Consider the following 24368-nt stretch of genomic DNA (forward strand, 5'->3'; position numbering starts at 1 on the left):
CCCACCATGTTGATGATGTCCTGGGCGGCCTGCGTGGCCGCCGCGCTCGCCGGCGTGCTGCTGGACCGCTGGCTGGGCGAGCCGCGCCGCTGGCATCCGCTGGTCGGCTTCGGCCGTCTGGCCGCCGCGCTGGAAGCGCGTCTTAATCGCCCCGCATGTTCCTCACTACGCCAACGCACCGCCGGACTGCTGGCCTGGGCGACGATGGTGCTCGTGCCGGCCGCACTGGCCTGGGGGCTGGTCGCGCTTGCGCAGCAGGCGCACCCGGCGCTGGCCTGGGCGCTGCACGCGGTGGCGCTCTACGCGGCGCTGGGCGCGTGCAGTCTGACGCAGCACATCGCGCCGATTGCCGCCGCGCTGGCGCGCCATGACCTGGCCGATGCCCGCCGGCTGACCGCGCGCATCGTCTCCCGCGACACCACCGATGCCGACGCCGAGGCGCTGGCCCGTGCCGCCTGCGAATCGGCGCTGGAAAACGGCAACGATGCGATCTTCGGCGCGCTGTTCTGGTTCTTTATCGGCGGCGCCCCGGCGGCGATCGTGTTCCGGCTCGCCAATACGCTCGACGCGATGTGGGGCTATCGCACGCCGCGCCTGCTGCATTTCGGCTGGGCCGCCGCGCGGATCGACGATGGCCTCAACCTGATCCCCGCCCGGCTGACCGCGCTGACCTATGCGCTGCTCGGCGCTACCGGGCAGGCGCTGCGCTGCTGGCGCACGCAGGCGCCCGCGTGGTCCAGCCCCAACGCGGGTCCGGTGATGGCGGCCGGCGCCGGCGCGGTGGGCGTGGCGCTCGGTGGCGGCGCGCGCTATCACGGCGAGTGGGAGGAGCGGCCGCCCCTCGGCCTGGGCGAGCGGCCCGGCGCGGCCCATGTCGATGCCTGCCTGCGGCTGGTGCAACGCACACTGTGGCTCTGGCTCGGGCTGGCGATGCTGAGCGTGCCGCCGGCGATGACGATGGGGATGGCCCCATGACCGCCATCGCCCCGATCCGCCATGGCGGCAACCTGCTCGCCGCCGCGCGCCGTTATGGCCGGCCCGTGGCCGAATGGCTCGACCTGTCCACGGGCATCAATCCGGACGGCTACCCGGTGCCGCCGCTGCCCGCCGAGGTCTGGCAACGGCTGCCGCAGGATGACGACGCCCTGGCGGACATCGCCGCGCGCGCCTACGGCGGTGCGCACGCGTTGCCGGTCGCCGGCTCGCAGGCGGCCATCCGCACGCTACCGCGCCTGCTGCGGCCCGGGCGGGTGGGCATTGCCGCGCTCGGGTACAGCGAGTACGCCCCGGCGTTCGCGCTGGCCGGGCACACGGTCGTGCCGCTCGATGAAGCCGATTTCGCCCGGGTCGATCTGGCCGATGACCTCGACCATCTGGTGGTCGTGAATCCGAACAACCCCACCGCACGGCTGCTGCCGGCGCAGACGCTGCGCCACTGGCATCGGCAAGTGGCGGCCCGGCACGGCACGCTGGTCGTGGACGAAGCCTTCATGGATGCGCTGGCCGCGCCGTCGCTGGTGGCGGACGCCGCCGCGCCGGGCCTCGTCGTGCTGCGCTCGCTCGGCAAGTTCTACGGGCTGGCGGGCGTGCGCTGCGGCTTCGTGTTCGCGGCGCCGGACCTGCTCGCGGCACTTGGCGATCAGCTCGGCCACTGGACCGTCTCCGGACCGGCGCGCGCCGTCGCCCAGCATGCCCTCACCGATGCCGATTGGCAGCACGCCGCGCGCGTCAGGCTCGCCGCCGCTGGCCAGCGGCTGGCCATGCTGCTGCGCGAGCACGGGCTGGCCCCGGTGTCGCAGCCGCTGTTCAGCTGGATCCCCGATGCCCGCGCGCCGGCCCTGCACGCGGCGCTGGCGCAGCAAGGCGTGTGGACCCGGCTGTTCGATGCGGCCGGCGGCTGCCCCGCCAGCCTGCGCCTGGGCCTGCCGCCCGATGACGAACCCTGCTGGCGCCGGCTTGACCGCGCGCTGGCCGACGCCACCTCCTCTCTCGCACCCTGACATGACGAAGTCCACCGCCGCGCTGGCCCTGCTTGCCGCGCTCCTGACCTCCACCGCCCACGCGGCCGTTTCGGTCATCGACGATGCCGGCAACACCGTGACGCTGGCCCAGCCCGCGCGCCGCATCGTCTCGCTGGCGCCGCATGTAACGGAGCTGCTCTACGCCGCTGGCGGCGGCGACCGCATCGTCGGCACGGTCTCCTACAGCGACTACCCGCCGCAGGCGCGCGACCTGCCGCGCGTGGGCGACAACAAGGCGCTGGACCTCGAACGGATTGCCGCGCTGAAGCCGGACCTGATCGTGGTCTGGCGCCACGGCAACGCGCAGAAGCAGACCGACCGCCTGCGCGCGCTGGGCCTTCCGCTGTTCTACAGCGAGCCGCGCAAGCTCGAATCGATCCCGGAAAACCTGGAGAAGCTCGGCAAGCTGATGGATACCGGCCCGGTGGCCACGCGCGCCGCCGCGGACTTCCGCCAGCAGGTGGAGACGCTGCGCAAGACCTACGCCAACCGGCCGCCGGTGACGGTCTTCTATCAGGTCTGGCAGCAGCCGCTGATGACGCTGAACGGCCAGCATATGGTCAGCGACATGCTGGCGCTGTGCGGCGGGCGCAACCTGTTCGGGAGCGAGCCGCCGCTGGTGCCGACCGTGTCCGTGGAAGCGGTGGTGGCCGGCAACCCCGAGGCGATGATGACGGCGGGCATCGGCGCCACGCGGCCGGACAAGCCGCTGGCGGATTTCTCGATGTGGGAAAAATGGAAGTCGGTGACGGCGGTGGCGCGCAACAACCTGTTCATCATCGACGGTGACCTGGTCAACCGCGCCGGCCCGCGCGTGGTGCAGGGCGCGGCCGAGATCTGCAAGGATCTCGATATCGCGCGCTCGCGCCGGCCGTCCTGACTCAGATTCGTACTCGTTCGACCGAATTCGATCTAGTTCGACAGCCGGTTCCACCAGCCGAGCCGTGCGCCCATGCCATCCGCACCATCCAGATGGAAGCGGCACGTGGCCCCAAAGCCCAATTCCCACCCCAGCGTGCGCGCCAGCGGCAGGCCCAGCCAGTGCGCAGCCAGCATGCGGATGGGGCCGGCGTGGGTCACCACCCAGAGGCAGCCCCCGGCGTCGGCCGGCAGCGATCCGGCCCAGTCCACCACGCGCGCCATGACCTGCGCGGCGCTCTCGCCGCCGTGCGGACGCGCCGCCATCAGGTTGGCCGCCCAGTGATCGAGATCGGCGCGGTCGATGGTCGCCCACTCCCGCCCTTCCCACTGGCCGAAGTCCAGCTCCCGCAGGCGCGGTTCGATTTCCGGATGGATGCGGGTGTCGATGCCGTGGGACAAGGCCGACGCCGTGTCGCGCGCGCGGGCCGCCGGGCTCGTCAGGATGCGGTCCGGCCGCAGACCGTCCAGCGTGGCGACGATCCGCTCGGCGGGCGGCGAGACGGGCAGCGCCAGCGCGAGGTCCAGCGCGCCGTAGCAGATGCCCGGCGCCACTTCCGGCCGGGCGTGGCGGATCAGGACCACGTCCATGCGGCCGCCACGAGGTAGATCGACAGTTCGCCGCATTGCTGCGCCATGCCGAGGCAATCGCCGGTATAGCCGCCCAGCCGGCGCACGAAGTACGCGCCCAGCGCGGCGCGCACCCCTACCAGCACGACGATGGCCACGCCCGCGAACATCGGCCCGAGCAGCACCAGCGGCGCCACGCCGCAGACCAGCGCGAACAGCAACCCGGCCCCGGCCAGCCGCTGCGCCACCGGCTTGGCCTTGCCCTCCGCGCGCACATAGTCGTGCGTGGCGAGGAAGGAGATGGCCATCGCCCGGCTCGCGCCATGGCCGGCCACCAGCACCGCCAGCAGCACGGCCAGCCCGCCCGCCTCGCCCGTGGCCAGCAGCAATTGCCACTTGAGCAGCAGCGCCATGACGATGGCGATGGCCCCGAAGGCGCCCACGCGCGAGTCGTGCATGATGGCCAGCACGTCCTCGCGCCGATAGCCGCCGCCGAAGGCATCCGCGCAATCGGCCAGACCATCCTCATGGAATGCGCCGGTCAGCAGCAGCGTGGCGATCATGCCCAGCGCCACCGCCACGGGCGCGCTCCACAAGGCCAGCGCGCCCCAGGTGACCAGCGCGCCGGCCACGCCCACCAACAGCCCCACCAGCGGAAAGTAGCGCGCCGCCGCGTTGAGATAGTGCGGCTGGAAGCCGACCCAGCCGGCCAGCCGCTGCGGCAACGGCACGCGCGTGAAGTAGCCGAGGGCGGTCAGGAAGAAGCGCAGTTCGTCGGCCATGGTCGGGTTTTCCGGATTCAGATCAGGCCGCGCCGGGGCTCACGCCGGCACCGCTGAACGTCGCCATTTCCTTAAGGAACGCCGCCGCCGACGCCACCAGCGGCCACGCCAGCGCCGCACCGGTGCCTTCGCCCAGGCGCAGGTTCAGGGCCAGCAGCGGTTCGGCGCCGAACTCGGCCAGCAGGGCCTTGTGGCCGCGCTCATCGGAACAATGCGAGAACACGCAGTACTGGAGCACGGTCGGGTCGATCCGTGCCGCCACCAGCAGCGCGGCGGAGGCGATGAAGCCATCGACCAGAATCACCATGCGGCAGGCGGCGGCGGCCAGGTAGGCGCCGGTCATCGCCGCGATCTCGAAGCCGCCGAAGGTGGCCAGCACGTCCAGCGGCGCGGTGACCTCGGCGTGGCGGGCCAGCGCGCGCTCGAGGATCTCGCGCTTGCGGGCCACGCCGGCGTCGTCCAGCCCGGTGCCGCGCCCGGCGCAGTCGGCCAGCGGCAGGCCGGTCAGCCGGCTCATCAGGCAGGCGGCGGCGGAGGTGTTGGCGATACCCATCTCGCCGAAACCGATCACATTGGTGCCCTGCTCCGCATGGCGCAGCACGCGCGCCATGCCGGCCTGGATGGCCGCGCCAGCCTGCGCCGGCGTCATCGCGGCTTCCTCGACGAAATTGCGCGTGCCGTCCGCCACGCGGCAGTTGACCAGACCCGGCGCGGCCGGCAGCGGCGCGCGCACGCCGGCATCCACCACTTCCAGCACCATGCCGTGCTGGCGCGTGAAGACATTGATCGCCGCGCCGCCGCCGAGGAAGTTCAGCACCATCTGGGCCGTGACTTCGGGCGGGAAAGCGCTCACGCCGGCATCGGCCACGCCATGATCGCCGGCAAACACGATGATGGTCGGGCGGGTCAGCACCGGCTGGGTCTCGCCCCGGATCAGGCCGATCTGCATCGCCAGCGACTCCAGCCGGCCCAGCGAGCCGGGCGGCTTGGTCTTGTCATCGATGGCGGCCTGGAGCGCGGCACGCAGCGAGTCATCGAGCGGGGCGATCGGGGGAAGTTGCAGGGGGGTGTCGGTGAAGGTGGACATCGTCATTTCCGCAGTGTCTTTACATTTCTACGCCGCGCTGGGCCTTGATGCCCTGCTGGAACGCGTGCTTGACCGGGGTCATCTCGGTCACGGTGTCGGCGGCCTCGACCAGCGCCGGCGGCGCGCCGCGGCCGGTAATGACCACGTGCTGCATCGGCGGACGGGCGCGCAGGTCGGCAATGACCTGCTCCACGTCGAGGTAGTGCAGCTTCAGCGCGATATTCAGTTCATCGAACAGGACCAGCCCGATGGCCGGATCCTGCAGCATGCGCCGGGCGATTTCCCAGGCGGCCTCGGCCTTGGCCACGTCGCGCGCGCGGTCCTGGGTCTCCCAGGTGTAGCCCTCGCCCATCACGTGGAACTCGCAGGCTTCCGGAAAACGCTGGAGGAACATCTCCTCGCCGCTCGGGATGGCGCCCTTGATGAACTGCACCACGCCCGTGCGCATGCCGTGGCCCATCGCGCGCACGACCATGCCGAAACCCGAGCTGGACTTGCCCTTGCCGTTGCCGGTGGTGATCACGATCACGCCGCGCTCGGTCTGCGCGGCGGAGATCTTGGCGTCCACCACTTCCTTCTTGCGCGCCATGCGGGCCTTGTGGCGGGCGTCGCGGCCGGCATCGTCTGGGGTGTCGGGCGTTTCCGGGGTGTCCGGCGGGTTGTTGTCGATATCGCTCATTTACGAATTTCCAGTCATCCCATCGGGAATCAGCGCCGTATGGAGGCCGTCGCTGACGCTGACGATGGGGGTGCGCAGCGCGCGGGAGCACTGCGCGGGGGTGAGGACTTCCGGCGCGGAGCCGTGCAGCGCCTGACCGTCTTCGGACATCAGCAGCGCATGCGTGGCGTAGCGGCGCGCCAGGTTGAGATCGTGCAGGATCACGACGGCCGCGTGGCGGCCTGCCGTGGTCAGGCGGCGCAGCAGTTCCAGCACGAGGATCTGGTGGCGCAGGTCGAGGTGGGCCACCGGCTCGTCCAGCAGCAGCAGCGGCGCCTGCTGGGCCATGGCGGCGGCCAGCGACACGCGCTGGCGCTCGCCGCCGGAGAGCGTGAGGACATCGCGCGTGGTCAGGGCGTCGAGGTCGAGTTCGGTCATGACGTCGCGCACCACGCGGTCATCGTCGCCCTGGCCCCAGCCCCAGCCGCTCATGTGCGGATGACGTCCCACGCGCACGGCGTCCTGCACGGCCATCGAGAAGGTGTCGTGCACGGCCTGCGGCAGGTAGGCGCGCTGGCGGGCGAGCGCGGCTGGCGCGGCGCGGGTGACCGGGATGTCGTCGATGCAGACCTCGCCGCCCTCGGGCGCGCGCAGGCCGGCCAGCACGCCCATCAGCGTGGACTTGCCCACGCCATTGGGGCCGACCACGCACCAGAACTCGCCCGGCGCGATGGCCATCGACAGATGCTCCACCAGCACGCGCGACCCGGTGCGCAGGGCGACATCGCGCAGGTGCAGGCTGGGACAAGGCGCGAGCGGCGTAGACCAATGGTTCATCGCGGCCTCCGCAGCAACAGATAAAGGAAGGTCGGCACGCCGAGCAGCGCGGTAATCACGCCCACCGGCAGTTGGGTCGGGGCGATCACGGTACGGGCGATCAGATCCGCCGCCATCAGCAATGTGCCGCCCAGCAGCACCGAGGCCGGCAGCAGCAGCCGCTGGTCGTTGCCCCAGGCCAGCCGCACCATATGCGGCACGACCAGGCCGACGAAGCCGATCGACCCCGCCGTGGTGATCGCCGCCGCGATGGCGAACGAGGCGATCAGGAAGGTGGCCAGCCGTACCCGGCCCACCTGCACGCCCAGCGATTGCGCCACGGTCTCGCCGAGCAGCATCACGTTGAGCGAGCGGGCCATCGGCATGGCCAGCGCCAGCGCCACGGCCAGCGTGGCCAGCGCGGCGCCGTAGCTGGCGGTGCCGCCGAGGTCGCCCGTCAGCCAGAACAGCATGCCGCGCAGCCGCGATTCCGGCGCGATGGCCAGGATCAGCGTGATCAGCGCGCCCCAGCCGGCGGCCAGGATCACGCCGGTCAGCAGCAGGCGGGCGCCCGCCTCGTGGTGGCCGCCCTGCACGCGCGGGTGCAGCAGGTCCCGGCGCGCCAGCGAAGCCACCAGCACCATCGACAGCAACGCCCCCCCGGCGGCGCCGGCCTGCACGGTCCACAGCGGCAGCATCAGCAGCATCGCCAGCAGCGCCCCGGTGGCGGCGCCGCCCGAGACGCCTAATACATAGGGCTCGGCCAGCGGGTTGCGCAGCAGCACCTGCATCAGCGCGCCAGAGAGCGCCAGCAGGCCGCCGCACGCGAACGCGGCGACGGCACGGGGGAGTCGCAATTCCCTGACAATCGCGCCGGCCATGCCGGCATCGGTGGCGGTCAGGGCCTGCCAGAGCTGCGAGGCATCGAGCGATACGCTGCCCAGCGCGAGCGACAGGCCGAACACGGCCAGCCCCGCCAGGGCGAGGACCAGCCAGACGGCCAGCGCGCGGCGCGCCTCAGCCATGGCGGACCCCGCCCGGGCGCGGCGCCTTGCCGGGCCTCATTTCTGGCGCCATCCCAGCGTGACGAACCCCGCCCGGCCCTGCGTGGCGTACGGATAGGCGAGCTGGTAGTTCTTGTCGAACAGGTTTTCCACGCGGGCGGCGACGAACCATTGCTTGTCGATGTTGTAGCGGGCGGTGAGGTTCAAGATACCGTATCCGCCCAGCCGGCGCGAGCCGTTGTCCATCCGCGACGACGACACCAGCCACTCGCCCCCGAATCGGAAATCGCCGAAATTCCGGCCCACATCGAACGACGCATGGCGGCGCGCGCGGCGCAGCAACTGGGTGCCGTTGGTTTCATCGACCGGATTCTGGAAGGTCACGCTGGCGCCGACATCGGTGCCGAGCAGGTTGGCGCGCCAGGACGCCTCCACCCCCTGCACCTTGGCCTTGTTGACGTTCTGCGCCAGGAACAGCCCGTTGGCCTGCTGCGTGGAGACGATCAGGTCGTTGTAGCGGGTCTCGAACGCGGTCACGCGCAGCAACCCGGTGGCGGCAGTCTCCACCTGCACGCCCAGCTCGGCCGACTTCGCGCGCTCCGGCTGGAGGTTCGGCTGGCCGAAGTTCGGGTAATAGAGTTCGTTGAAGGTCGGCGCGCGGAAGGCGTTGCTGACGTTGGCGATCAGCTTGACCGCCTGGGTCAGGTGAAAGCCATAGCCGGCGAAGAAGCTGCCCTGGTTGCCGAAGTCCGAATAATGGTCGTTGCGCGCGTTCAGCTGCAGCTGGTGGCGGCCGATCTTGCCTTCGTAGCCGCCGTAGACCGAGAACACATTGCGGATGGGCGCGTTGTAGGCGCTGGACGACAGTTCCTGCTGGAGGTAGTCGGTGCCGAACAGCAGCGTGTGGTCAGGCGTCAGCGCGTACTCGTTCTGCCAGTTGAACTGGCGCGAGCGCGTGCTGAACAGGCTGTCGAACAGGCCGTTCTTGGTGGTTTCGGCGCGGTCCTCGCTCTGGGCGACCTTGAAATGGGTGCGCCAGTCGGGCAGCAGCTTGCCGTTGACGAAGGCGGACAGCGTGTACAGCTCGCTATCCATACGCAGGTCGTCGGTCGGCTTGCCGCTGGTGCTGTCGTACGACAGCTGGCTGTTGGAGTAGTACGCGGCCACGCCGGCGTCCCAGTCCTGGCTGAACTTGTGCTTCACCTGGCCGGAGACGCTCTTGTTCTCGTACGGGTTGTCGGCCGGGTTCGGGCCGATGCCCTGCCGGGCGCGCGTGGGGTTGTCGCGATTCCATTTCGCGGCGTCGATCGACGAATAGCCGTCGGTCTTGAACATCGAGCCGGTGACGTTGAACGAGGTATCGCCCACCTGCCCGCCATAGCCGACGGTGCCCTGGCGCGTATTGTTGCTGCCGTACTCCACCGAAGCGTTAGCCGCCGGGGCCTGGCCGGCGCCGCTCTTGGTGAAGATCTGCACCACGCCGCCGATGGCGTCGGAGCCGTACAGCGCCGAGACGTTGCCGCGCACCACTTCGATATGGTCGATCTGGTCCGGCAGGATATTGGCGAGCTGCGCGGTGCCGCCGCTGGCGCCGGCAATGCGCACGCCATCCACCAGGATCAGCACCTGGTTGGAATTGGCGCCGCGCATGAACAGCGTGGTGTTGGCGCCCATGCCGCCCGTGGTGGCGAACTCCACGCCCGCCTGGCCGCGCAGCAGCGAGCGCAGGTCCGGCGCCTGGGTGTTGACGATGTCTTCCTGAGTGACCACCGTGGTGTGCGGCAGCGCCTCGGTCACGGCCTGCGCGGTGCGCGAGGCGGTGACGACCACCGGCGCGAGCGTCTGGCCGGGGGCGGCGCCGCTGGCATCCGGCGCGGCTTGCGCGTGGACCATGGCGGGGTGGAAAGCGGGTACAAGGGCGGGCACGAAGGCGGCGATGGCCGCCAGGATGGCGGGCACGCGCGGGCGGACCGGCGGCTGGGTCGCGGCGGTCTGCCTGTGGAGCGAGGAACGCATGTTGCTGGATGGATGGAAGTACGGCCGGGCCCGTCCCCGCGGGCCTTGTGGCGAAGTGGCGCGCCGCTGTGGAGCGGTGCGCCCGCGTTCAGGCCGGTATCCGGGCTGACGACATCAGGCCGGCCGCCTTCCCGATCGCTGGATCCCCGTCAAATGGCGGGGTGGATCAGTGGCATGCTGGCAGGCCCTTGCGCGGCGCATGGCGCGCGCGCGGTCGCTTACCGTTGCGGGGGCAGCACAGGTTGGCCCAGCGCGCGGCGCGCCCCGGACTCCCTGTTTCCCGTTGAACTGCGGCCCTGTGGGCAGGGTCGCGAGCACCTGGAACGTGCGCGAGTGTAGGCAGTTTCACCGGGGCCGTCAATCTGGCGGACGTGGTGCGGAACCGTCCACTCCGGGGCCGGTTACCCGCACGTTGCGTGACGATCGATGCAACTTCCTGGCGACGCTGCAGTCAGAAACGTCTCGTTGACGACGTGGCCGATCCGGCATCGGCTAGAATCCCGAAACCTGACCCACATTCCATCGGACAGACAGGCACTATGCTCAACGAACTCGAACAACTGGCCGCCAAGATCGGGCGCGTGCTGCATCACGCAGACACCCTGGCGGCGGAAAACCAGCGGCTGCGCGCGGAGATCGACCGCCTGCGGGCCGAGGCGAGCCAGTTGCGCACGGACCGCGAATCCATGGCGGCCGACCGCGAACTGCTCAATATCAAGATCGAGGAAGCCCAGCTGCGCATCCAGTCGATTCTGGACAAGCTGCCCACGGCCAGCGATGCGCGCCAGCTCGACCTGCTGGGCGAAGGCGCCCCGGCCACCGGCTCGGACCCCGATGCCAGCGGCGCGCACCCCGCCCCCGGAGAACACGCATGAGCAATAAGCAAGTCGAAGTGAACATCGCGGGGCAGCCCTACCGCTTCGCCATCGCGCCAGACAACGAAGCCGCGCTGCTGGAGGCGGTGGCGCTGGTGGACAACCAGATGAACAAGCTCAAGGGCAACGTCTCCGCCAAGGGCGTGGAGCGCGTGGCCGTGATGGCGGCCATCAGCATCGCCTCGGACCTGCTGGCCATGCGCCGCAAGCAGGAGGAGGACGGGCAGATTCCCGTGGACGCCGTGCGCGCCCGCATCCGCGAGCTGAACGAGCGCGCCGACGAGGCACTGCGGCAGTACGCGCACGTGGGCACCGACCCGCGCGCGCCGGGCTGACATCGACATCGGACGGATCTGGCCGGACTTGAAATCACACCGCATCGGCCGCACATGACAGGCATGTGAAGCCGATGGCGCAATGTCGGATTTGGCCGATGTCCGGTGTTGAAAATGTAACGATGCGACATGCCGAACTTGGTATGCCTGACGACGCGGTGTATAGTGTAGCCAGACTGCACAAACGCCTTACCGGTGCAGCATACAGGTCAGGTTATCGCGCCCGACCGCCGTTTTCATCCCATCCTGTTTCGAAACGGCAAACGTCTGACATCACCCCAGCTGCTCGCAGCGTAAGGTGAATATAAAGTCAGACGTTTGACAGTTTCCCTGCCTGGTTCGTGAGGGTCATAACTCCTTGAACCGATATGCATTGCATGGTGCGGGATTATGTCGTGTGGGCGAGCGCGTCACCGCATTCATAGTCTTGGTTCTGCCTGGACTCCCTGAGTGGGTGATGTACCCAAAATGCGACTTCCGCAGCCACTCTGAACCTCACTTGGGTTCAGGATGCCGACCCAGCGGCCGAGGCGGGGACCCCTCAGAAGGCGGTGGTTTTCAGAACCACCGCCTTTTTTCTTTGATCGACGGATACTGGTACCGTGACGCCACCCGCCGCCAAATCGGGCCAACGCGCCCCCCAGTACTGGCTGATGAAGTCCGAGCCGGACGAAGCCAGCATCGACGATCTTGCCAGGCGCGGCACGCTGCCGTGGACGGGCGTGCGCAACTACCAGGCGCGCAACTTCATGCGCGACCAGATGCGCATCGGCGATGGTGTGCTGTTCTACCACTCCTCCTGCCCCGAGCCTGGCATCGCCGGACTGGCCGAGGTCTGCTCCCAGCCCTACCCCGATCCCACGCAGTTCGATCCCAAGAGCGATTACTACGACAAGGCCTCGAAGCCCGATGAGCCGCGCTGGTCGCTCGTGGACGTGCGTTTCGTGCGCAAGAGCGCGCTGGTCCCGCTGCCCGCGCTGCGCGAGCACGAGGCGCTGGCGGACATGGTCGTGCTCCGGCGCGGCAACCGCCTCTCCATCACGCCGGTCACGCCGGCCGAATGGCGCTATATCACCGAACGGCTGATGAAGTGACGGGGCGACCATGAGTCCTGTCCTGATTCCGGGGCTGCTGATCCTCGGCGCCTTCACCGGCTTCTGCGCCGGGCTGCTCGGCGTGGGCGGCGGCATGCTGATGGTGCCCTTCCTGACGCTGTTTTATACAGCCATGCAGGTCTCCGACAGCCACATCGTCCATATGGCCATCGCCACGTCGATGGCGACCATCCTGTTCACCTCGCTCTCCTCCGTGCGCGCCCACCACAAGCGCGGCGCGGTGCGCTGGGGCATTGTGCTGGCGCTGGCGCCGGGCATCCTGGTGGGTGGCCTGATCGGCGGCGGCAAGATCTTCAGCGTGCTCAAGACCGGCTGGCTGTCGCTGCTGTTCGCGGTCTTCGTCGGCTTCTCGGCGCTCCAGATGCTGCGCAGCCGCCGGCCACCGGCCGCGCGCCGGCTACCGGGCACACCGGGCATGGTCGGCGTGGGGTCGGTCATCGGCCTGATCTCGAGCCTGGTGGGCGCCGGCGGCGGCTTCATCTCCGTGCCGTTCATGACCTGGTGCAACGTGCCGATCCACAACGCCGTGGCCACGTCGGCAGCGCTCGGCTTCCCGATTGCGCTCGCCAGCGTGGTCGGCTACGTCTGGGGCGGCTGGGACGTGGGCGGCCTGCCGGCCGGCTCGCTCGGCTATGTGTACCTGCCCGCGCTGGGCATCATCGCCATCGCCAGCGTGCTCACCGCGCCGCTGGGCGCGCGGGCGGCGCACAACATGGACGTCAACGCGCTGCGGCGCGTGTTCGCCGTGCTGTTGGCCTGCCTCGCCTCGTACATGCTCTGGAAGGCGTGGCGGACGTTCTGAGCGCGCCGCTCCCTCCGTATTACACGGCGAAACACCCGGATACAGTCATTGCAGCCGCGCACGGAACGAAGTGCGCGGAAAGGCGTCTGAAAGCCACCACTTTGATCGGGAGAACAACAATGAAACAACTGCTTGCGGCCACTTTGCTGAGTACCACCGCTGTCGTGGCATCGGCCCAGACCCTGCCGCCACCCGCCGGCGTACTGTCGCTGTCCGCCGAGGCGGTCACCGAAGTACCCACGGACGTGGTGCAACTGACGCTGGCCGCGGAACAGGAAGGCGCCGAGCCGTCGGCGATCTCGTCCGCGCTGTCGGCCCGCACGCAGGCCGTGCTGGCGCAGGCCAAGCGCACCTCGGGCGTGGAAGCGCAGTCGGGCGGCTTCACCATCCATCCGAGCACGGACCGCAACGGCCGCATCAGCACGTGGCGCGGGCGCTCAGAAGTGATCCTGAAGTCGAAGGATTTCGCGGCGGTGTCGAAGCTGGCCGGCGAACTGGCCAACCAGATGCAGGTGCAGAACGTCGCCTTCTCGCTCTCGCGCGAGGCACGCCAGGCCACCGAGGCGAAGCTGGCCGAGCAGGCCGTGTCAGCGTTCCGCGACAAGGCCCAGACCAGCACCAAGCTGTTCGGCTATAGCAATTATACGATTCGTGAAGTGTCGATGAACGACAGCGGCGGCGTGGTGCCGCCGACGCCGCGCATGTATGCCGCCAAGGCAATGTCCGCAGACGCCGGCGCGCCGATCCCCATGGAAGGCGGCAAAGCCCATGTGACCGTGTCGGTCAATGGGTCGGTCCAGATGGTGAAGTAAACAGGTAGTTCGGCTTCCCCCTCCCCCAGTTCTACAGGGCGAGGGGGAAATCCATCACAGCGCGGCGAACTGCTCCCGCAGCACGTTCTTCTGCACCTTGCCCATCGTGTTACGCGGCAGCTCGTCCACCACGTGCACGCGCTTGGGCACCTTGAAGTTGGCGATACGGCCACGCAGCGTGCCGATCATCCCCGCCTCGTCGATCTCCGCCCCCGGCTTGCGCACCACCACGGCCACCACGGCCTCGCCGAAATCGGCATGCGGCACGCCGATCACGGCCGATTCCACCACGCCCGGCAGTTCGTCGATAAAGCTCTCGATTTCCTTCGGATAGACGTTGTAGCCGCCCGAGATAATCAGGTCCTTGCTGCGGCCCACGATCGTCAGGTAGTCGTCCGGCACCTTGCGCTCGCCGGCCTGGCTGACGATGGCTCCGCCGAAGCGGCCCACGTCACCGGTCTTGAACCAGCCGTCGGCGGTGAATTCCTCGGCGGTCTTCTCCGGCATGCGCCAGTAGCCCTTGAACACGTTCGGCCCCTTGACCTCCACATTGCCGATCGCGGCCGGCGCGCAGGGGTTGCCCTCGCCATCCATCACGCGCACCGACACGCCCGGCAGCGGCATGCCCACCGTGCCGCCGATGCGCTCGCCGAGCTTGGGATCGTACGGGTTCGAGACCAGCATCACGGTCTCGCTCATGCCGTAGCGCTCCAGGATGGTGTGGCCGGTGCGCTCGCGGAAACCGTCGAACGTCTCCAGCAGCAGTGGCGCCGAGCCAGACACGAACAGCCGCATGTTGTCGCACACCTCGCGGTTGAAGCGCGGCTCCTGCAGCATGCGCACGTAGTAGGTCGGCACGCCCATCATCACCGTCGCGCGCGGCAGGAAGGCAAGGATCTGCGCCATGTCGAGCTTGGGCGCCCAGATCATCTTGGCGCCGGCCAGCAGCGCGCCGTGGGAAGCTACGAACAGCCCGTGCACGTGGAAAATCGGCAGCATGTGCAGCAGCACGTCGTCGCTGCGCCAGCCCCAGTATTCGTGCAGCGTCTGGGCGTTGGAAGCCAGGTTGCGGTGCGTCAGCATCGCGCCCTTGCTGCGGCCCGTGGTGCCGGAGGTATAGAGGATGGCCGCGAGGTCATCGTCGCCCTTCGTCACGGTCTGGAAGGTGTCCGGCTGGGCGGCCGCGCGGGCCAGCAGCGAGCCGCTGCGGTCGTCGTCCAGCGTGAACACGTGCGCGGTGTTGTGGCGGAACGCCACCTTCGACACCCAACCGAAGTTCTTGCTGCCGCAGACCACCACGGCGGGCTCGGCGTTGCCCACGAAATAGTCGATTTCCGATTCCTGGTACGCGGTGTTCAGCGGCAGGTACACATAGCCCGCGCGCAGCGTGGCCAGGTACAGGAACAGCGCCTCGGGCGATTTCTCCACCTGCACCGCCACGCGCGCGCCGGCCGGCAGCTTCAGCGCGGCGAGCAGGTTGGCGATCTTGGCGGTGGCACGGTCCAGGTCATCCCAGCTGTAGTACAGCCCGTCATGTGTCTCTATGCAGCACGCGCTGCGGTCGACGGGAAAGCGGGATTCGAACAGGGCGAACAGATTGGCGTTCATGGTACGGAATCGAAGGAAATAGGATGCCGGCGAATAAGACGGGATTGCGGTGGCGAAACCGGCACGCGGACGTGCCGGCCGGCCGCCATCTTACTCCCCGGTGAACTCGGGCCGCCGGTGCGCCAGAAAGGCGGCCACGCCCTCGGCGTGATCGCGGCTGCCGGCGTAGGCGAAATGCGCGTCGATCTCGGCCGCCGTGAGCGGCGCGGGATCGGGCGACAGGCGACGGATCGTCGCCTTGTTGATCCGGGCGGCCAGCGGCGCGCCGGCGCAGAGGCGCTGCACGGTGGCGGCTACCTCGTCGTGGAGCGCGGACTCGGCCACCACGCGTGTGAGCAAGCCCTTACGCTCCGCCTCGGCCGCATCGAACACACGGCCTTCCAGCAGGATTTCCAGCGTGACGGCGCGCCCGGCCAGCGCCAGGAGCCCGCCCAACTCGCCGGGCGCCATCGGGAAACCCAGCCGGTTGATTGGCACGCCGAAGCGGCTGCCCGCCGCGGCGATGCGCAGATCGCAGTGGCAGGCAATTTCCAGCCCGCCGCCCACGCAGACACCCTCGATCATCGCCAGCGTCGGATGCGGGCACGTGGCGATGGCCGCCAGCGCCGGGGCGAGGATCTCCGTGTGGTAGCGGCGCACCGACGCCTCGTCGCCCCGCACGACCGGAAACTCGGCGATGTCGGCGCCGGCGGCAAAATTGCCTTCGGCGCCCCGCACCACCACGCAGCGCAGCGACGTATCCGCCGCCAGCTCCGCGAAGCCCGTGGTCAGCGCCTGCCACATGCTGGTCGAGATCGCGTTGAGCTTGCCCGGATGCGACAGCGTGACCGTGGCCACGGCGCCGTCCCGCGCGAACGTGACGGTGCCGCCCATCAGTCGATCTTGGCGCCGGAGCGCTGCACCACCTCGGCCCAGCGCTTGATTTCGGCATGCTGGAACGTGGCGAACTGGTCAGGCGTGAACGCCGGCGTTTCCGAGCCGTTCTGGAGCCAGATCTGCTTCATTTCCGGCGAGTTCAGTGCCTTGGTGGTCTCGGTGTAGAGCCGGTCGATCACTTCCTTCGGCGTGCCCTTCGGCGCCCAGAGCGCGTACCACGTCGACACCTCGTAGTTTGGCACGCCCGCCTCGGCCGCCGTCGGCACGTTCGGGAAGGCCGGCGAGCGCTTGTTCGCCGCCACCGCCAGCGCCTTGATACGGCCCGCGCGGATGTGTTGCGCCGACGAGCCCAGGCCGTCGAACAGCATGTCCACCTGGCCGGCGATCAAATCCGACAGCGCCGGGCCGGCGCCCTTGTAGGGGATGTGCGTGATGAAGGTCTGCGTCTGCAGCTTGAACAGCTCGCCCGCCAGATGGTGCGACGAGCCATTGCCGGCCGAACCATAGTTCAGCTTGCCCGGATTGGCCTTGGCGTAGGCAATCAGCTCCTTGAGCGTGTTGGCCTGCACCTTGGTCGGATTCACCACCACCACCTGCGGCGGCTGGGCAATCACGGTGACGGGGATGAAGTCCTTCTCGATGTCGTAATCGAGCTTCTTGTAGAACGACGGGGCGATGGCGTGGTGCGCCCCGCCGATGAAGATGGTGTAGCCGTCCGGCGCGGCCTTGGCGGCGATGCTGGCGCCCACGGTGCCGCCCGCGCCACCGCGGTTGTCGATCACGAACTGCTTGCCGAGCTGCTTGGACAACTGGGCGGTCAGCGGACGCGCGAAGGCGTCGGTGCCGCCGCCGGCGGGGAACGGCACGATCACGGTGACCGGCTTGCTCGGCCACGTATCGGCCAGCGCGGCCGGCGCATACATCGACCCTGCCGACGCGGCGGCTACACCCGCCACGACCGCGAACGCACGCGCGCACGCGGTCAGATGGAACTGACGACGTTTCATGTACTGTCTCCTCTCTCTACTTGCTGCGGAAAGTCAATCGAAGTACTACATTCACCCGACAAAAATGCCTGGCGTCATCCGTGCCCGACCCAGGGGTCACAGCAGCTTGCCCACCGCACGGCTCATGCGGGGATTGCCATCGCCAAGGCGTGCCAGATTGTCATCCAGCGCCTCCGGCACGTAAAGATAATTCACCATCATGCCGCACGACTGGGCGCGGCCTTTTCGCGACAGGTCGGCAGCCCAGTTCAGCCGCTCCACGCAGGCGCCATTGCCCAGGTGGAAGCGCGCCACGGGGTCCGCCGGCTGCCCCGGCGCGCCCTCGCGCACGAGGTAGTGGGCGGCCAGCGTCAGCGCGGTATCGCGCACCACGGGGTCCGGCGCGTCGGCGGGCAGCGCGGCCAGCCAGCCGGCGCCATCCGTGGGCGGCGTGCCCTGGCGCTCGGTCCAGCGCGCCAGGCGCTTCTCGCCCAGGATCGTCACGATGGCGTCGCCGTGCTGCTTGCGCAGCCAGTCGGCAAACCCGGGCAGCGGAGACAGCGTGGCGAACTGTTTCAGCTTGGGGAACTCGCGCTGCAATTCCTCGATGACACGCTTCAAGAGGAAATTGCCGAAGCTCACGCCGCGCAGCCCGGCCTGCGTGTTGGAGATCGAATAGAAGATAGCCCACTTGACCCGGCGCAGGTCTTCCAGCGGCGCGGCCTCGTCAAGCAGCGCCTGCACGTTGGCCGCCATCTCGGGCACGAAGGCCACCTCGACGAAGATCAGCGGCTCGCGCGGCATGCGCGGATGGAAGAACGCGTAGCAGCGGCGGTCCGAATCGAGCCGGTTGCGCAGGTCGGTCCAGGAGGCGATTTCGTGCACGGCCTCGTAGCGGATCAGCTTTTCCAGCAGCGAGGCGGGCGAGTCCCAGGTGATGGGCTGCAACTCGAGCAGGCCGACATCGAACCAGTTCGAAAACAGCGCTTCCAGATCTTCGTCGAGCACACGCAGGCCCGGCACGCGCTTGTGCCAGCGGAGCATGTCCGCGCGCAGTTGGATCAGGAAGTGCAGGCCGCACGCGCTGTTGTCGCTCTTGCCATGGTGCGCGGCCAGCCGCTTGAAGAAGCGGATGCGTGCGTTGGACAGCGCCTGCGACAGGCCGGACGCCGCGCCAGATTGGGAGGCCGATTGCGCGCTGCCCGACTTCGCGCCAGCACCATCGGCACCCGCCGCCACTTCGGCCAGCACCGTCAGCATCGCCTGGCGCACCGGCTCCGGCGCGGCCTCGTACTCGGCCTGCCAGGCCTGCGCGGCGGCATTGGCGGCGCCATCGGTCAGCCGGGCATCGAAACAGGGGCGAAGCTGCTCGCGCTGGCGCTTCATCGCGCGCGTGGACAGCGCCGGGGCGTCAGCCTCCTCCGCCTTGGCACGCTTGGCCGGGGCGGTTTCCCCTTCGCCCTTGCGGCTCCACCAGCGGCCGAAGCGCGACAACAAGGTATCGCCGACCGGTTCCGTGGCTTCCAGCGGGGCGCTGACTTTCTGTTCGGCGGGATCGAGGGCGCTCATGAGACTCCTGCGGCGAGAACGTTGCGGAGAACGGGTGAGGCGGCGGCTGCGGACTCGGCAGGCTCCGGGGCCGGATCGGCACGATCCAGCGCCCGCAGCGCGCCGCGCTGGCGCAGCACGTGGGTCTTCATCAGCGCCTCGGCCCCTTCCGGGTCGTGCGCCTTGAGCGCGGAAAACACCGACATGTGCTCGGCGCACGATTCGTGAATCCGGCCCGGCAGCTTCAGGCTCTTGTGGCGCGACAGGCGCAGCACCTTGCGCAGGTCGCTGACCACGCCGGACAGCCAGCGGTTGCCGGCCAGGCGCTGGAGCGCCTCGTGGATCTGATAGTTGGTTTCGTAATAGGCGTCGATGTCGCCAGCCTGGGCGTAGCGCGCGAGGTCGGCGTGCAGGCCCTCCAGCGCGTCGAGATCGGCCTGCGTGACGTTGCGCGCGGCCTCGTAGGCGCAGCGGCCTTCGAGCAGCGCCATCAGCGGGAAGATCTCATCGAGATCCTGCTCGGTCAGCGCGTTGACGAAGCAGCCGCGCCGGGGCTCCAGCCGCACCAGCCCTTCGGCCGCGAGCACCTTGAGCGCCTCACGCAACGGCGTGCGCGAGGTGCCGAGCGAGGCGGCCAGCGCCACTTCGTCGATCCATGCGCCGGGCATCAGCGTGTGATCGTCGATCATCGCCCGCAAACGGTCTGCCACTTCGAGGTACAGCGCCTGCCGGATGATTCGCACGATGCCTCCGGTCCCGGGATGCCGGGGAAGACTGCCCACGCGGCGTATGCGCCGCAATAATTCATAATTATGGGGAGCGCCGGCAGCGTGGCAAGCGGTTTCGATGCTGCAATGCGGAAAGCGACAAAAGGCGTGGCGCGCAAACCTCGCCAGCCGTTTCGGAGACATTCGGGGAGTACAAATAGGTGCAGCGGACGACTTCCCCAGGCCTCCCTGCCGGGGAAATCGTCCGCGCCTGAAAGAACCGCCGTCGGACATCTCATCGCTTGCCGGCGCTCGTTGCCGACGTGCGTGGACCAGAGTGATTACCTGGCGCTGGCCCGCGCCTGCCCCCGCTGAAGCGTCCCGTTGGGACGCGGACTTTCCCGTTGCTTTTCTGCTGCGTGGCGTCATCCCGGTCGATGTCCTCCCTCGGTCCATCGCCGCGGGCAGCTTCGCCATGCCACCCGTCTTTTTGTAACAAGTCATAAAGCGAATACCGTGCCATCCTACTTAAGTCATTGATTTTATTGAGGTGGACGATTGACGACTTGTTACATTTCATGGAGCATGTAACAGGATGTTTCTCCGTCGTTACGACTGACCTCGACGCGCCAACACTCTCTGACTCGTCTATTCCGGCGTTTTGTGATGGACAGCCGTCAGCGCAGTGCCACAATGTGTCGCCCGGCGCACGAAAGGCCCGGGCAAATCGGTTGCAAATATGAAACGAGGGCGGTTGGCGCCAGAATGCCGACCCACGACGCCCCGACGACCAGGGAGGTCAAAACATGGCATGGGATCACAAGGGCGAGCACTTCATCGGTGCGGGATCATCGGATTTTGGGCATACGCCCCCGCCGCCGGCACCGCTTCAGCTCTCGTTTACCGGATCGGGCTCGGAATACTTCCGTATCTGGATCGTCAACGCGCTGCTCACGGTGGTCACGCTCGGCATCTACTCCGCGTGGGCCAAGGTCCGCACGCTCCAGTATTTCTATCGCAACACACGGCTCGATGACGCCGCGTTCGACTATCACGGCAAACCGGGCGCCATCCTCAAGGGCCGCGCCATCGTGCTGGTGCTGGCCATGGTGGTCCAGTTCAGCGGCGTGGTGAGCCCGGTGCTGCCGCTGGTGTTCGCGGTGGTCTTTGCCGCCGTGTGGCCGTACCTGCTGGTGCGCTCGCTGCGCTTCCGCATGGCCAATTCGAGCTATCGCGGACTGCGCTTTGCCTTCACCGGCGGCGACAAGGAAGCCTACAAGGTGTTCCTGCTGTGGCCGATCCTGTCGACGCTGACGCTCGGCCTGCTGGCGCCGCTGGCGCACCAGCGCTTCAAGCAGTACCAGCACAACCACACGCGCTTTGGCACGGCACCGTTCGCGTTCGATGCCACGTCTGGTGACTTCTATGGCGTGTACCTGCGTACCGGCATGGTGACGGCGCTGTTCATGATCGTCGGCGCCGTGCTCAGCGCCATCGCCATCCCGGCCGGGGCCGATACCAAGGGCGGCGTGGCCATCGTGCTCGGTGGGACGGTCGCGTTCACCTACTTCGGCATCATGCTGACCGGCCCCTACTTCACGGCCAAGCTCCAGAACCTGGTCTGGAGCCACACCACGCTGGCCCCGCACCGCTTCGAGAGCCGCGTGGGCGCGGGCCGCATGATCTTCATCACGATTACCAACTGGATCGCCATCGCCCTCACCTGCGGCCTGTTCCTGCCGTTCGCGAAAGTCCGCTCCACCCGCTACCGCGTGGAATCGGTGACGATGTTCGCCGCCGGTCCGCTGGACGCCTTCGTGGCCGGCGAAGCCGAGCAGGTCAGCGCGCTGGGCGACGCCACCGTGGACTGGTACGACATCGACATCGCGCTCTGAGCGCGGCGCGGAGCATCGCCATGGTAGCGGCCCGGTATTTCGACACGCGCTCGTCGCGCGCCCATCCCGTCGTGCTGATCGTGCAGGGCGGGCAGGCCATCCTGCACGATGCCGAGGGCGCGGAGGTGCGCCGTGCGCCGCTGGCCTCGCTGCGGGTGTCCGAGCGCAACAAGCGGGCGCCGCGCCTGGTGACCTTCGATGACGGCGCGTACTGCGAGGTGGCTGACCACGCCACGTTCGAGGCCATGCTGGCCAGCACCGGCCACCGCGAGGGCTGGGTGTCGCGCGCGCAGAACAGCTGGCGGCTTACGGGCCTCGCCCTGCTGGGGATGCTGGCCGTCGTGCTGGGCGCCTATTTCTACCTGCTGCCGTGGAGCGCCGAGGTGCTGGCGTCGACCGTGCCGGCGTCCATCGAGGCGCAACTGGGCCAGGCCACGCTCGACAGCCTCGACCACGGCCTCGTGACGCCAAGCAAGCTGCCCGCCGCCGACCAGCAGCGGATTCGCGACAACTTTGCCGCGCTACGTCGCCCCGACGATCCCGACCACGCCTACCAACTGCTGTTCCGCCACGGCGACCGGCTCGGCGCGAACGCGCTGGCGCTGCCGGGCGGCACCATCGTGGTCACGGACGAACTGGTGGCCCTGATCGGCACCGGTGCCGGCATGATGGGCGTGCTGGCGCACGAGGCCGGCCACGTGGCGCAGCGCCACGGGCTGCAGCAGGTGATCCAGGCATCGGCCGTCGGCGCGCTGGCGGCGTACTTCTTTGGGGATTTTTCGACGGTGCTCGCCACGGTGCCGGCCGCGATGCTGACCATGCGCTATTCGCGGGACCATGAGCGCGAGGCGGACGCCTACGCGGTAGAGGTGATGCGGCGGGACCGCTTGCCGGTCTCCGCCCTTGCCGATGTGCTGGGGAAGCTGGAAGACGCCCATGGCGGCAAGTCGTCGGACAAGTCCGAGGACGATGCCAGCTTCTTCTCGACCCACCCGCTCACGCGCGAGCGGATCGAGGCCATCCGGGCCGCCGGGAACTGACGGCGATCAGCGCGCCGCGCCCGCCGCGGCGCCGTTGCCCTGGCGGCGATAGGCCCAGACCATCATCAGCACGCCGGCCAGCACCATCGGCAGGCTCAGCCACTGGCCCATCGAGAAATTCAGCGCCAGCAGGCCGAGGAAGGTGTCCGGCTCGCGCGCAAACTCGGCCAGGAAGCGGAAGCCGCCGTAGCCGATCAGGAACGCGCCGGACACCGCCCCCATCGGGCGCGGCTTGCGCGAGAACAGCCACAGGATGAGGAACAGCGCCACGCCTTCCAGCGCGAACTGGTACAGCTGCGACGGGTGGCGCGGGATGTTGTCGCCAGCCTGCGGGAAGATCATCCCCCACGGCAGGTCGGTCGGACGGCCCCACAGTTCGCCGTTGATGAAGTTGCCGATGCGGCCGGCAGCCAGCCCGCACGGGATCATCGGCGCGATGAAGTCGGTCACTTCCAGCCAGTGCCGGCGCCGCACCTTGCCGAACACCCACATCGCCACGAGCACGCCGAGGAAGCCGCCGTGGAACGCCATGCCGCCCTCCCAGACCTTGAAGATCTCGAGTGGATGCGTGAGGTAGTAGGTCGGCTTGTAGAACAGCACGTAGCCCAGCCGCCCGCCCAGGATCACGCCGAGCACGCCGTAGAACAGCATGTCGTCGAGGTCGCGCGTGGCCCAGCCGCGCGCGGCGATGTGCGGCTGGCGCACGCGCAGGCGGCCGAACCACAGGAACATGATGAAGCCGGCCAGGTACATCAGACCGTACCAGCGGATGGCCAGCGGGCCCAGGTGAAGCGCGACCGGGTCGAATTGCGGATGAACGAGCATGGCGGAGGAGAGGTATTTATATAGTGTCTGGGGTGATGCCGTCGGGGTCATGCTGCCTTGATACCATCGTCCTGCGACAGGCCGATGGCGGTGGCCAGCCCGGCCGCGATGTCGATGAACGACCGCAGCACCGGCGCCATCCCCGATTGCCCGGCCGAAGGCCCGGCGGCGCCTTCGCGCCAGACCAGGCCGGTCTCGATCAGCGGGCCGGCATCGCGCAGCGTCAGGTAGGACACGCCCGTACGCCGCAGGTTGCACAGCGATGCGGGCACCAGCGCCACGCCCATGCCAGCTGACACCAGGCTCACGATGGTCTGCATCTGGATGGCCTCCTGGGCAATCGCCGGCGTCAGGCCGTCCCGCGCATAGTAGCCCGTAATGATGTCATAAAACGCCGGCGCGCTACGACGCGGGAAGATGATCAGCGGCTCGTGCGCGGCGTCGCGCAGGGCGATTTCGGTCGGCGCAGGGGCATCGGCGGCGAGGCTGGCGGGCCGCCAGCCATCGGGCACGGCCAGCACCAGCGGCTCGCGCACCAGCGGCAGGTACGAGAGCCCGTGCGGCATCACGGCCAGTTGCGGACGGATGACAAGACCCGCGTCGATCGCGCCCTCGGCCAGCGCCTCCAGCTGGACGTCGCTGGTGGCTTCGCGCAGTTGCAGTTGCACCTCGGGGTGCCGAGCGCGGAAATGCCGCAGCAGCTCGGGCAGGATGCCGTAGTCGGCCGTGCTGACGAAGGCCAGCGCCAGCGAGCCCACCTCGCCCCGCGCCAGCCGCTGGGCCAGCCCGGGCAGCGCGGCGGCATCGGCCAGCACGCGGCGCACCTCGGGCAGCCACTGCTGGCCGGTGGGCGTCAGCATCACGGACCGGCGCGTGCGCGCGAACAGCTGCACGCCGATCTCCTCCTCCAGCGACTGGATCTGCTGCGAGAGCGGCGGCTGGGTCATGGCCAGCCGCCTTGCCGCGCGGCCGAAATGTAGCTCTTCCGCCACTGTCACGAAGTACCGCAGTTGCCGCAGGTCCACGCACGCTCCCGTTCGTCGCTGTGATAGGTTTTTCGACTCAATACAGG

General features: G+C 68.8%; 24 protein-coding genes and 1 riboswitch. Of the genes, 10 read left to right on the top strand and 14 right to left on the bottom strand.

Annotated elements, in window-relative coordinates:
* The first annotated feature begins 6 nt into the window (after positions 1-6).
* Genes cbiB through BM115_RS03860 form a run of 3 tightly spaced genes read left to right on the top strand, consistent with a single transcriptional unit; the run spans position 7 to position 2901 of the window.
* Positions 7-975 carry an adenosylcobinamide-phosphate synthase CbiB gene (gene cbiB, locus BM115_RS03850; RefSeq protein ID WP_092290719.1) on the top strand — a complete coding sequence of 323 codons (969 nt, stop codon included), beginning with the start codon at positions 7-9 and terminating at the stop codon, positions 973-975.
* Entirely contained in the window at positions 972-2000 is a 1029-nt protein-coding gene (gene cobD, locus BM115_RS03855) for a threonine-phosphate decarboxylase CobD (protein WP_092290721.1), read from the top strand. Before cbiB ends, cobD begins: the two co-directional genes overlap by 4 nt.
* 1 nt (position 2001) lies before the next feature.
* Entirely contained in the window at positions 2002-2901 is a 900-nt protein-coding gene (locus BM115_RS03860; RefSeq protein ID WP_092290723.1) for a cobalamin-binding protein, read from the top strand.
* A gap of 32 nt (positions 2902-2933) precedes the next feature.
* Here BM115_RS03860 and cobC read toward each other — a convergent pair whose 3' ends face one another.
* From cobC to BM115_RS03895, 7 genes are read right to left on the bottom strand one after another with little or no spacing between them, the layout of a single operon-like run.
* Positions 2934-3530, bottom strand: a complete 597-nt coding sequence (gene cobC, locus BM115_RS03865; protein WP_092290725.1) for an alpha-ribazole phosphatase family protein — start codon at positions 3528-3530, stop codon at positions 2934-2936.
* Positions 3515-4291, bottom strand: a complete 777-nt coding sequence (locus BM115_RS03870) for an adenosylcobinamide-GDP ribazoletransferase (RefSeq protein WP_092290727.1) — start codon at positions 4289-4291, stop codon at positions 3515-3517. The genes cobC and BM115_RS03870 overlap by 16 nt, the downstream gene beginning before the upstream one ends.
* Before the next feature lie 22 nt (positions 4292-4313).
* Positions 4314-5378 (bottom strand): nicotinate-nucleotide--dimethylbenzimidazole phosphoribosyltransferase, encoded by a 1065-nt coding sequence (cobT, locus tag BM115_RS03875; RefSeq protein WP_092290728.1) that lies wholly within the window; start codon positions 5376-5378, stop codon positions 4314-4316.
* A gap of 19 nt (positions 5379-5397) precedes the next feature.
* On the bottom strand, positions 5398-6057 hold the full coding sequence (gene cobO, locus BM115_RS03880) for a cob(I)yrinic acid a,c-diamide adenosyltransferase (protein ID WP_092290730.1): 660 nt from the start codon (positions 6055-6057) through the stop codon (positions 5398-5400).
* The gene (locus BM115_RS03885; RefSeq protein ID WP_092290732.1) at positions 6058-6873 is read right to left on the bottom strand and encodes an ABC transporter ATP-binding protein; all 816 of its coding nucleotides are present in this window, start codon (positions 6871-6873) and stop codon (positions 6058-6060) included. It lies immediately after the preceding gene.
* Positions 6870-7877 (bottom strand): FecCD family ABC transporter permease, encoded by a 1008-nt coding sequence (locus tag BM115_RS03890; protein ID WP_092290734.1) that lies wholly within the window; start codon positions 7875-7877, stop codon positions 6870-6872. Before BM115_RS03890 ends, BM115_RS03885 begins: the two co-directional genes overlap by 4 nt.
* A 36-nt stretch (positions 7878-7913) precedes the next feature.
* Positions 7914-9872 (bottom strand): TonB-dependent receptor plug domain-containing protein, encoded by a 1959-nt coding sequence (locus BM115_RS03895; RefSeq protein WP_092290736.1) that lies wholly within the window; start codon positions 9870-9872, stop codon positions 7914-7916.
* Between the two features lie 73 nt (positions 9873-9945).
* Positions 9946-10209, bottom strand: a riboswitch (cobalamin riboswitch).
* 202 nt (positions 10210-10411) lie between these two features.
* Here BM115_RS03895 and BM115_RS03900 point away from each other — a divergent pair.
* The 5 genes from BM115_RS03900 (at position 10412) to BM115_RS03920 (ending at position 13811) form a co-directional block, all read left to right on the top strand.
* Complete coding sequence (locus BM115_RS03900) at positions 10412-10747, top strand: hypothetical protein (RefSeq protein WP_092290738.1); 336 nt, start codon at positions 10412-10414, stop codon at positions 10745-10747.
* Positions 10744-11082: a cell division protein ZapA gene (locus BM115_RS03905; protein ID WP_092290740.1), complete on the top strand. Its 339-nt coding sequence runs from the start codon at positions 10744-10746 to the stop codon at positions 11080-11082. Before BM115_RS03900 ends, BM115_RS03905 begins: the two co-directional genes overlap by 4 nt.
* Positions 11083-11735: 653 nt before the next feature.
* On the top strand, positions 11736-12176 hold the full coding sequence (locus BM115_RS03910; RefSeq protein WP_092290742.1) for an EVE domain-containing protein: 441 nt from the start codon (positions 11736-11738) through the stop codon (positions 12174-12176).
* Between the two features lie 10 nt (positions 12177-12186).
* Positions 12187-12999, top strand: coding sequence for a sulfite exporter TauE/SafE family protein (locus tag BM115_RS03915; RefSeq protein WP_092290744.1), 813 nt, complete (start codon positions 12187-12189; stop codon positions 12997-12999).
* 119 nt (positions 13000-13118) lie between these two features.
* Positions 13119-13811 carry an SIMPL domain-containing protein gene (locus BM115_RS03920; protein WP_092290746.1) on the top strand — a complete coding sequence of 231 codons (693 nt, stop codon included), beginning with the start codon at positions 13119-13121 and terminating at the stop codon, positions 13809-13811.
* Positions 13812-13865: 54 nt separating this feature from the next.
* Here the strand turns inward: BM115_RS03920 and BM115_RS03925 are convergent, their stop codons facing one another.
* The 5 genes from BM115_RS03925 to BM115_RS03945 all read right to left on the bottom strand — a co-directional run bounded on the left by BM115_RS03925 (position 13866) and on the right by BM115_RS03945 (position 19572).
* A complete protein-coding gene (locus tag BM115_RS03925) occupies positions 13866-15419 on the bottom strand; it encodes a malonate--CoA ligase (protein WP_092290748.1) in 1554 nt (517 codons plus the stop codon).
* Positions 15420-15509: 90 nt separating this feature from the next.
* Positions 15510-16292: an enoyl-CoA hydratase/isomerase family protein gene (locus BM115_RS03930; RefSeq protein WP_092290750.1), complete on the bottom strand. Its 783-nt coding sequence runs from the start codon at positions 16290-16292 to the stop codon at positions 15510-15512.
* Positions 16292-17302 (bottom strand): Bug family tripartite tricarboxylate transporter substrate binding protein, encoded by a 1011-nt coding sequence (locus BM115_RS03935; RefSeq protein ID WP_092290752.1) that lies wholly within the window; start codon positions 17300-17302, stop codon positions 16292-16294. Before BM115_RS03935 ends, BM115_RS03930 begins: the two co-directional genes overlap by 1 nt.
* A 96-nt stretch (positions 17303-17398) precedes the next feature.
* Complete coding sequence (locus BM115_RS03940; RefSeq protein ID WP_092290754.1) at positions 17399-18850, bottom strand: malonyl-CoA decarboxylase domain-containing protein; 1452 nt, start codon at positions 18848-18850, stop codon at positions 17399-17401.
* Positions 18847-19572, bottom strand: coding sequence for a GntR family transcriptional regulator (locus tag BM115_RS03945; protein ID WP_255370682.1), 726 nt, complete (start codon positions 19570-19572; stop codon positions 18847-18849). The genes BM115_RS03940 and BM115_RS03945 overlap by 4 nt, the downstream gene beginning before the upstream one ends.
* Before the next feature lie 770 nt (positions 19573-20342).
* Here BM115_RS03945 and BM115_RS03950 point away from each other — a divergent pair.
* Entirely contained in the window at positions 20343-21431 is a 1089-nt protein-coding gene (locus BM115_RS03950; RefSeq protein WP_092290756.1) for a YjgN family protein, read from the top strand.
* Positions 21432-21451: 20 nt separating this feature from the next.
* Complete coding sequence (locus tag BM115_RS03955; RefSeq protein ID WP_092290758.1) at positions 21452-22471, top strand: M48 family metallopeptidase; 1020 nt, start codon at positions 21452-21454, stop codon at positions 22469-22471.
* A 6-nt stretch (positions 22472-22477) separates the two neighbouring features.
* On the opposite strand, the gene lgt is transcribed toward BM115_RS03955, so the two are convergent.
* Positions 22478-23296, bottom strand: a complete 819-nt coding sequence (gene lgt / locus BM115_RS03960; RefSeq protein WP_092290761.1) for a prolipoprotein diacylglyceryl transferase — start codon at positions 23294-23296, stop codon at positions 22478-22480.
* A gap of 47 nt (positions 23297-23343) precedes the next feature.
* Positions 23344-24321: a LysR family transcriptional regulator gene (locus tag BM115_RS03965; RefSeq protein ID WP_092290763.1), complete on the bottom strand. Its 978-nt coding sequence runs from the start codon at positions 24319-24321 to the stop codon at positions 23344-23346.
* Positions 24322-24368 lie beyond the last annotated feature (47 nt).

This window comes from Cupriavidus sp. OV096, assembly GCF_900115455.1.
Taxonomy (GTDB): Bacteria; Pseudomonadota; Gammaproteobacteria; order Burkholderiales; family Burkholderiaceae; genus Cupriavidus.

Bases quoted from the DNA above. Each gene is read 5' to 3' on its own strand.
- BM115_RS03900 (WP_092290738.1), top strand. From the start codon at position 10,412: ATGCTCAACGAACTCGAACAACTGGCCGCCAAGATCGGGCGCGTGCTG.
- BM115_RS03905 (WP_092290740.1), top strand. From the start codon at position 10,744: ATGAGCAATAAGCAAGTCGAAGTGAACATCGCGGGGCAGCCCTACCGC.
- cobO (WP_092290730.1), bottom strand. From the start codon at position 6,057: ATGAGCGATATCGACAACAACCCGCCGGACACCCCGGAAACGCCCGAC.
- BM115_RS03870 (WP_092290727.1), bottom strand. From the start codon at position 4,291: ATGGCCGACGAACTGCGCTTCTTCCTGACCGCCCTCGGCTACTTCACG.
- BM115_RS03955 (WP_092290758.1), top strand. From the start codon at position 21,452: ATGGTAGCGGCCCGGTATTTCGACACGCGCTCGTCGCGCGCCCATCCC.
- cobC (WP_092290725.1), bottom strand. From the start codon at position 3,530: ATGGACGTGGTCCTGATCCGCCACGCCCGGCCGGAAGTGGCGCCGGGC.
- BM115_RS03950 (WP_092290756.1), top strand. From the start codon at position 20,343: ATGGCATGGGATCACAAGGGCGAGCACTTCATCGGTGCGGGATCATCG.
- BM115_RS03915 (WP_092290744.1), top strand. From the start codon at position 12,187: ATGAGTCCTGTCCTGATTCCGGGGCTGCTGATCCTCGGCGCCTTCACC.
- cobD (WP_092290721.1), top strand. From the start codon at position 972: ATGACCGCCATCGCCCCGATCCGCCATGGCGGCAACCTGCTCGCCGCC.
- lgt (WP_092290761.1), bottom strand. From the start codon at position 23,296: ATGCTCGTTCATCCGCAATTCGACCCGGTCGCGCTTCACCTGGGCCCG.
- BM115_RS03930 (WP_092290750.1), bottom strand. From the start codon at position 16,292: ATGGGCGGCACCGTCACGTTCGCGCGGGACGGCGCCGTGGCCACGGTC.
- BM115_RS03860 (WP_092290723.1), top strand. From the start codon at position 2,002: ATGACGAAGTCCACCGCCGCGCTGGCCCTGCTTGCCGCGCTCCTGACC.
- BM115_RS03895 (WP_092290736.1), bottom strand. From the start codon at position 9,872: ATGCGTTCCTCGCTCCACAGGCAGACCGCCGCGACCCAGCCGCCGGTC.
- BM115_RS03920 (WP_092290746.1), top strand. From the start codon at position 13,119: ATGAAACAACTGCTTGCGGCCACTTTGCTGAGTACCACCGCTGTCGTG.
- BM115_RS03910 (WP_092290742.1), top strand. From the start codon at position 11,736: ATGAAGTCCGAGCCGGACGAAGCCAGCATCGACGATCTTGCCAGGCGC.
- BM115_RS03890 (WP_092290734.1), bottom strand. From the start codon at position 7,877: ATGGCTGAGGCGCGCCGCGCGCTGGCCGTCTGGCTGGTCCTCGCCCTG.
- BM115_RS03885 (WP_092290732.1), bottom strand. From the start codon at position 6,873: ATGAACCATTGGTCTACGCCGCTCGCGCCTTGTCCCAGCCTGCACCTG.
- BM115_RS03925 (WP_092290748.1), bottom strand. From the start codon at position 15,419: ATGAACGCCAATCTGTTCGCCCTGTTCGAATCCCGCTTTCCCGTCGAC.
- cbiB (WP_092290719.1), top strand. From the start codon at position 7: ATGTTGATGATGTCCTGGGCGGCCTGCGTGGCCGCCGCGCTCGCCGGC.
- cobT (WP_092290728.1), bottom strand. From the start codon at position 5,378: ATGTCCACCTTCACCGACACCCCCCTGCAACTTCCCCCGATCGCCCCG.
- BM115_RS03935 (WP_092290752.1), bottom strand. From the start codon at position 17,302: ATGAAACGTCGTCAGTTCCATCTGACCGCGTGCGCGCGTGCGTTCGCG.
- BM115_RS03940 (WP_092290754.1), bottom strand. From the start codon at position 18,850: ATGAGCGCCCTCGATCCCGCCGAACAGAAAGTCAGCGCCCCGCTGGAA.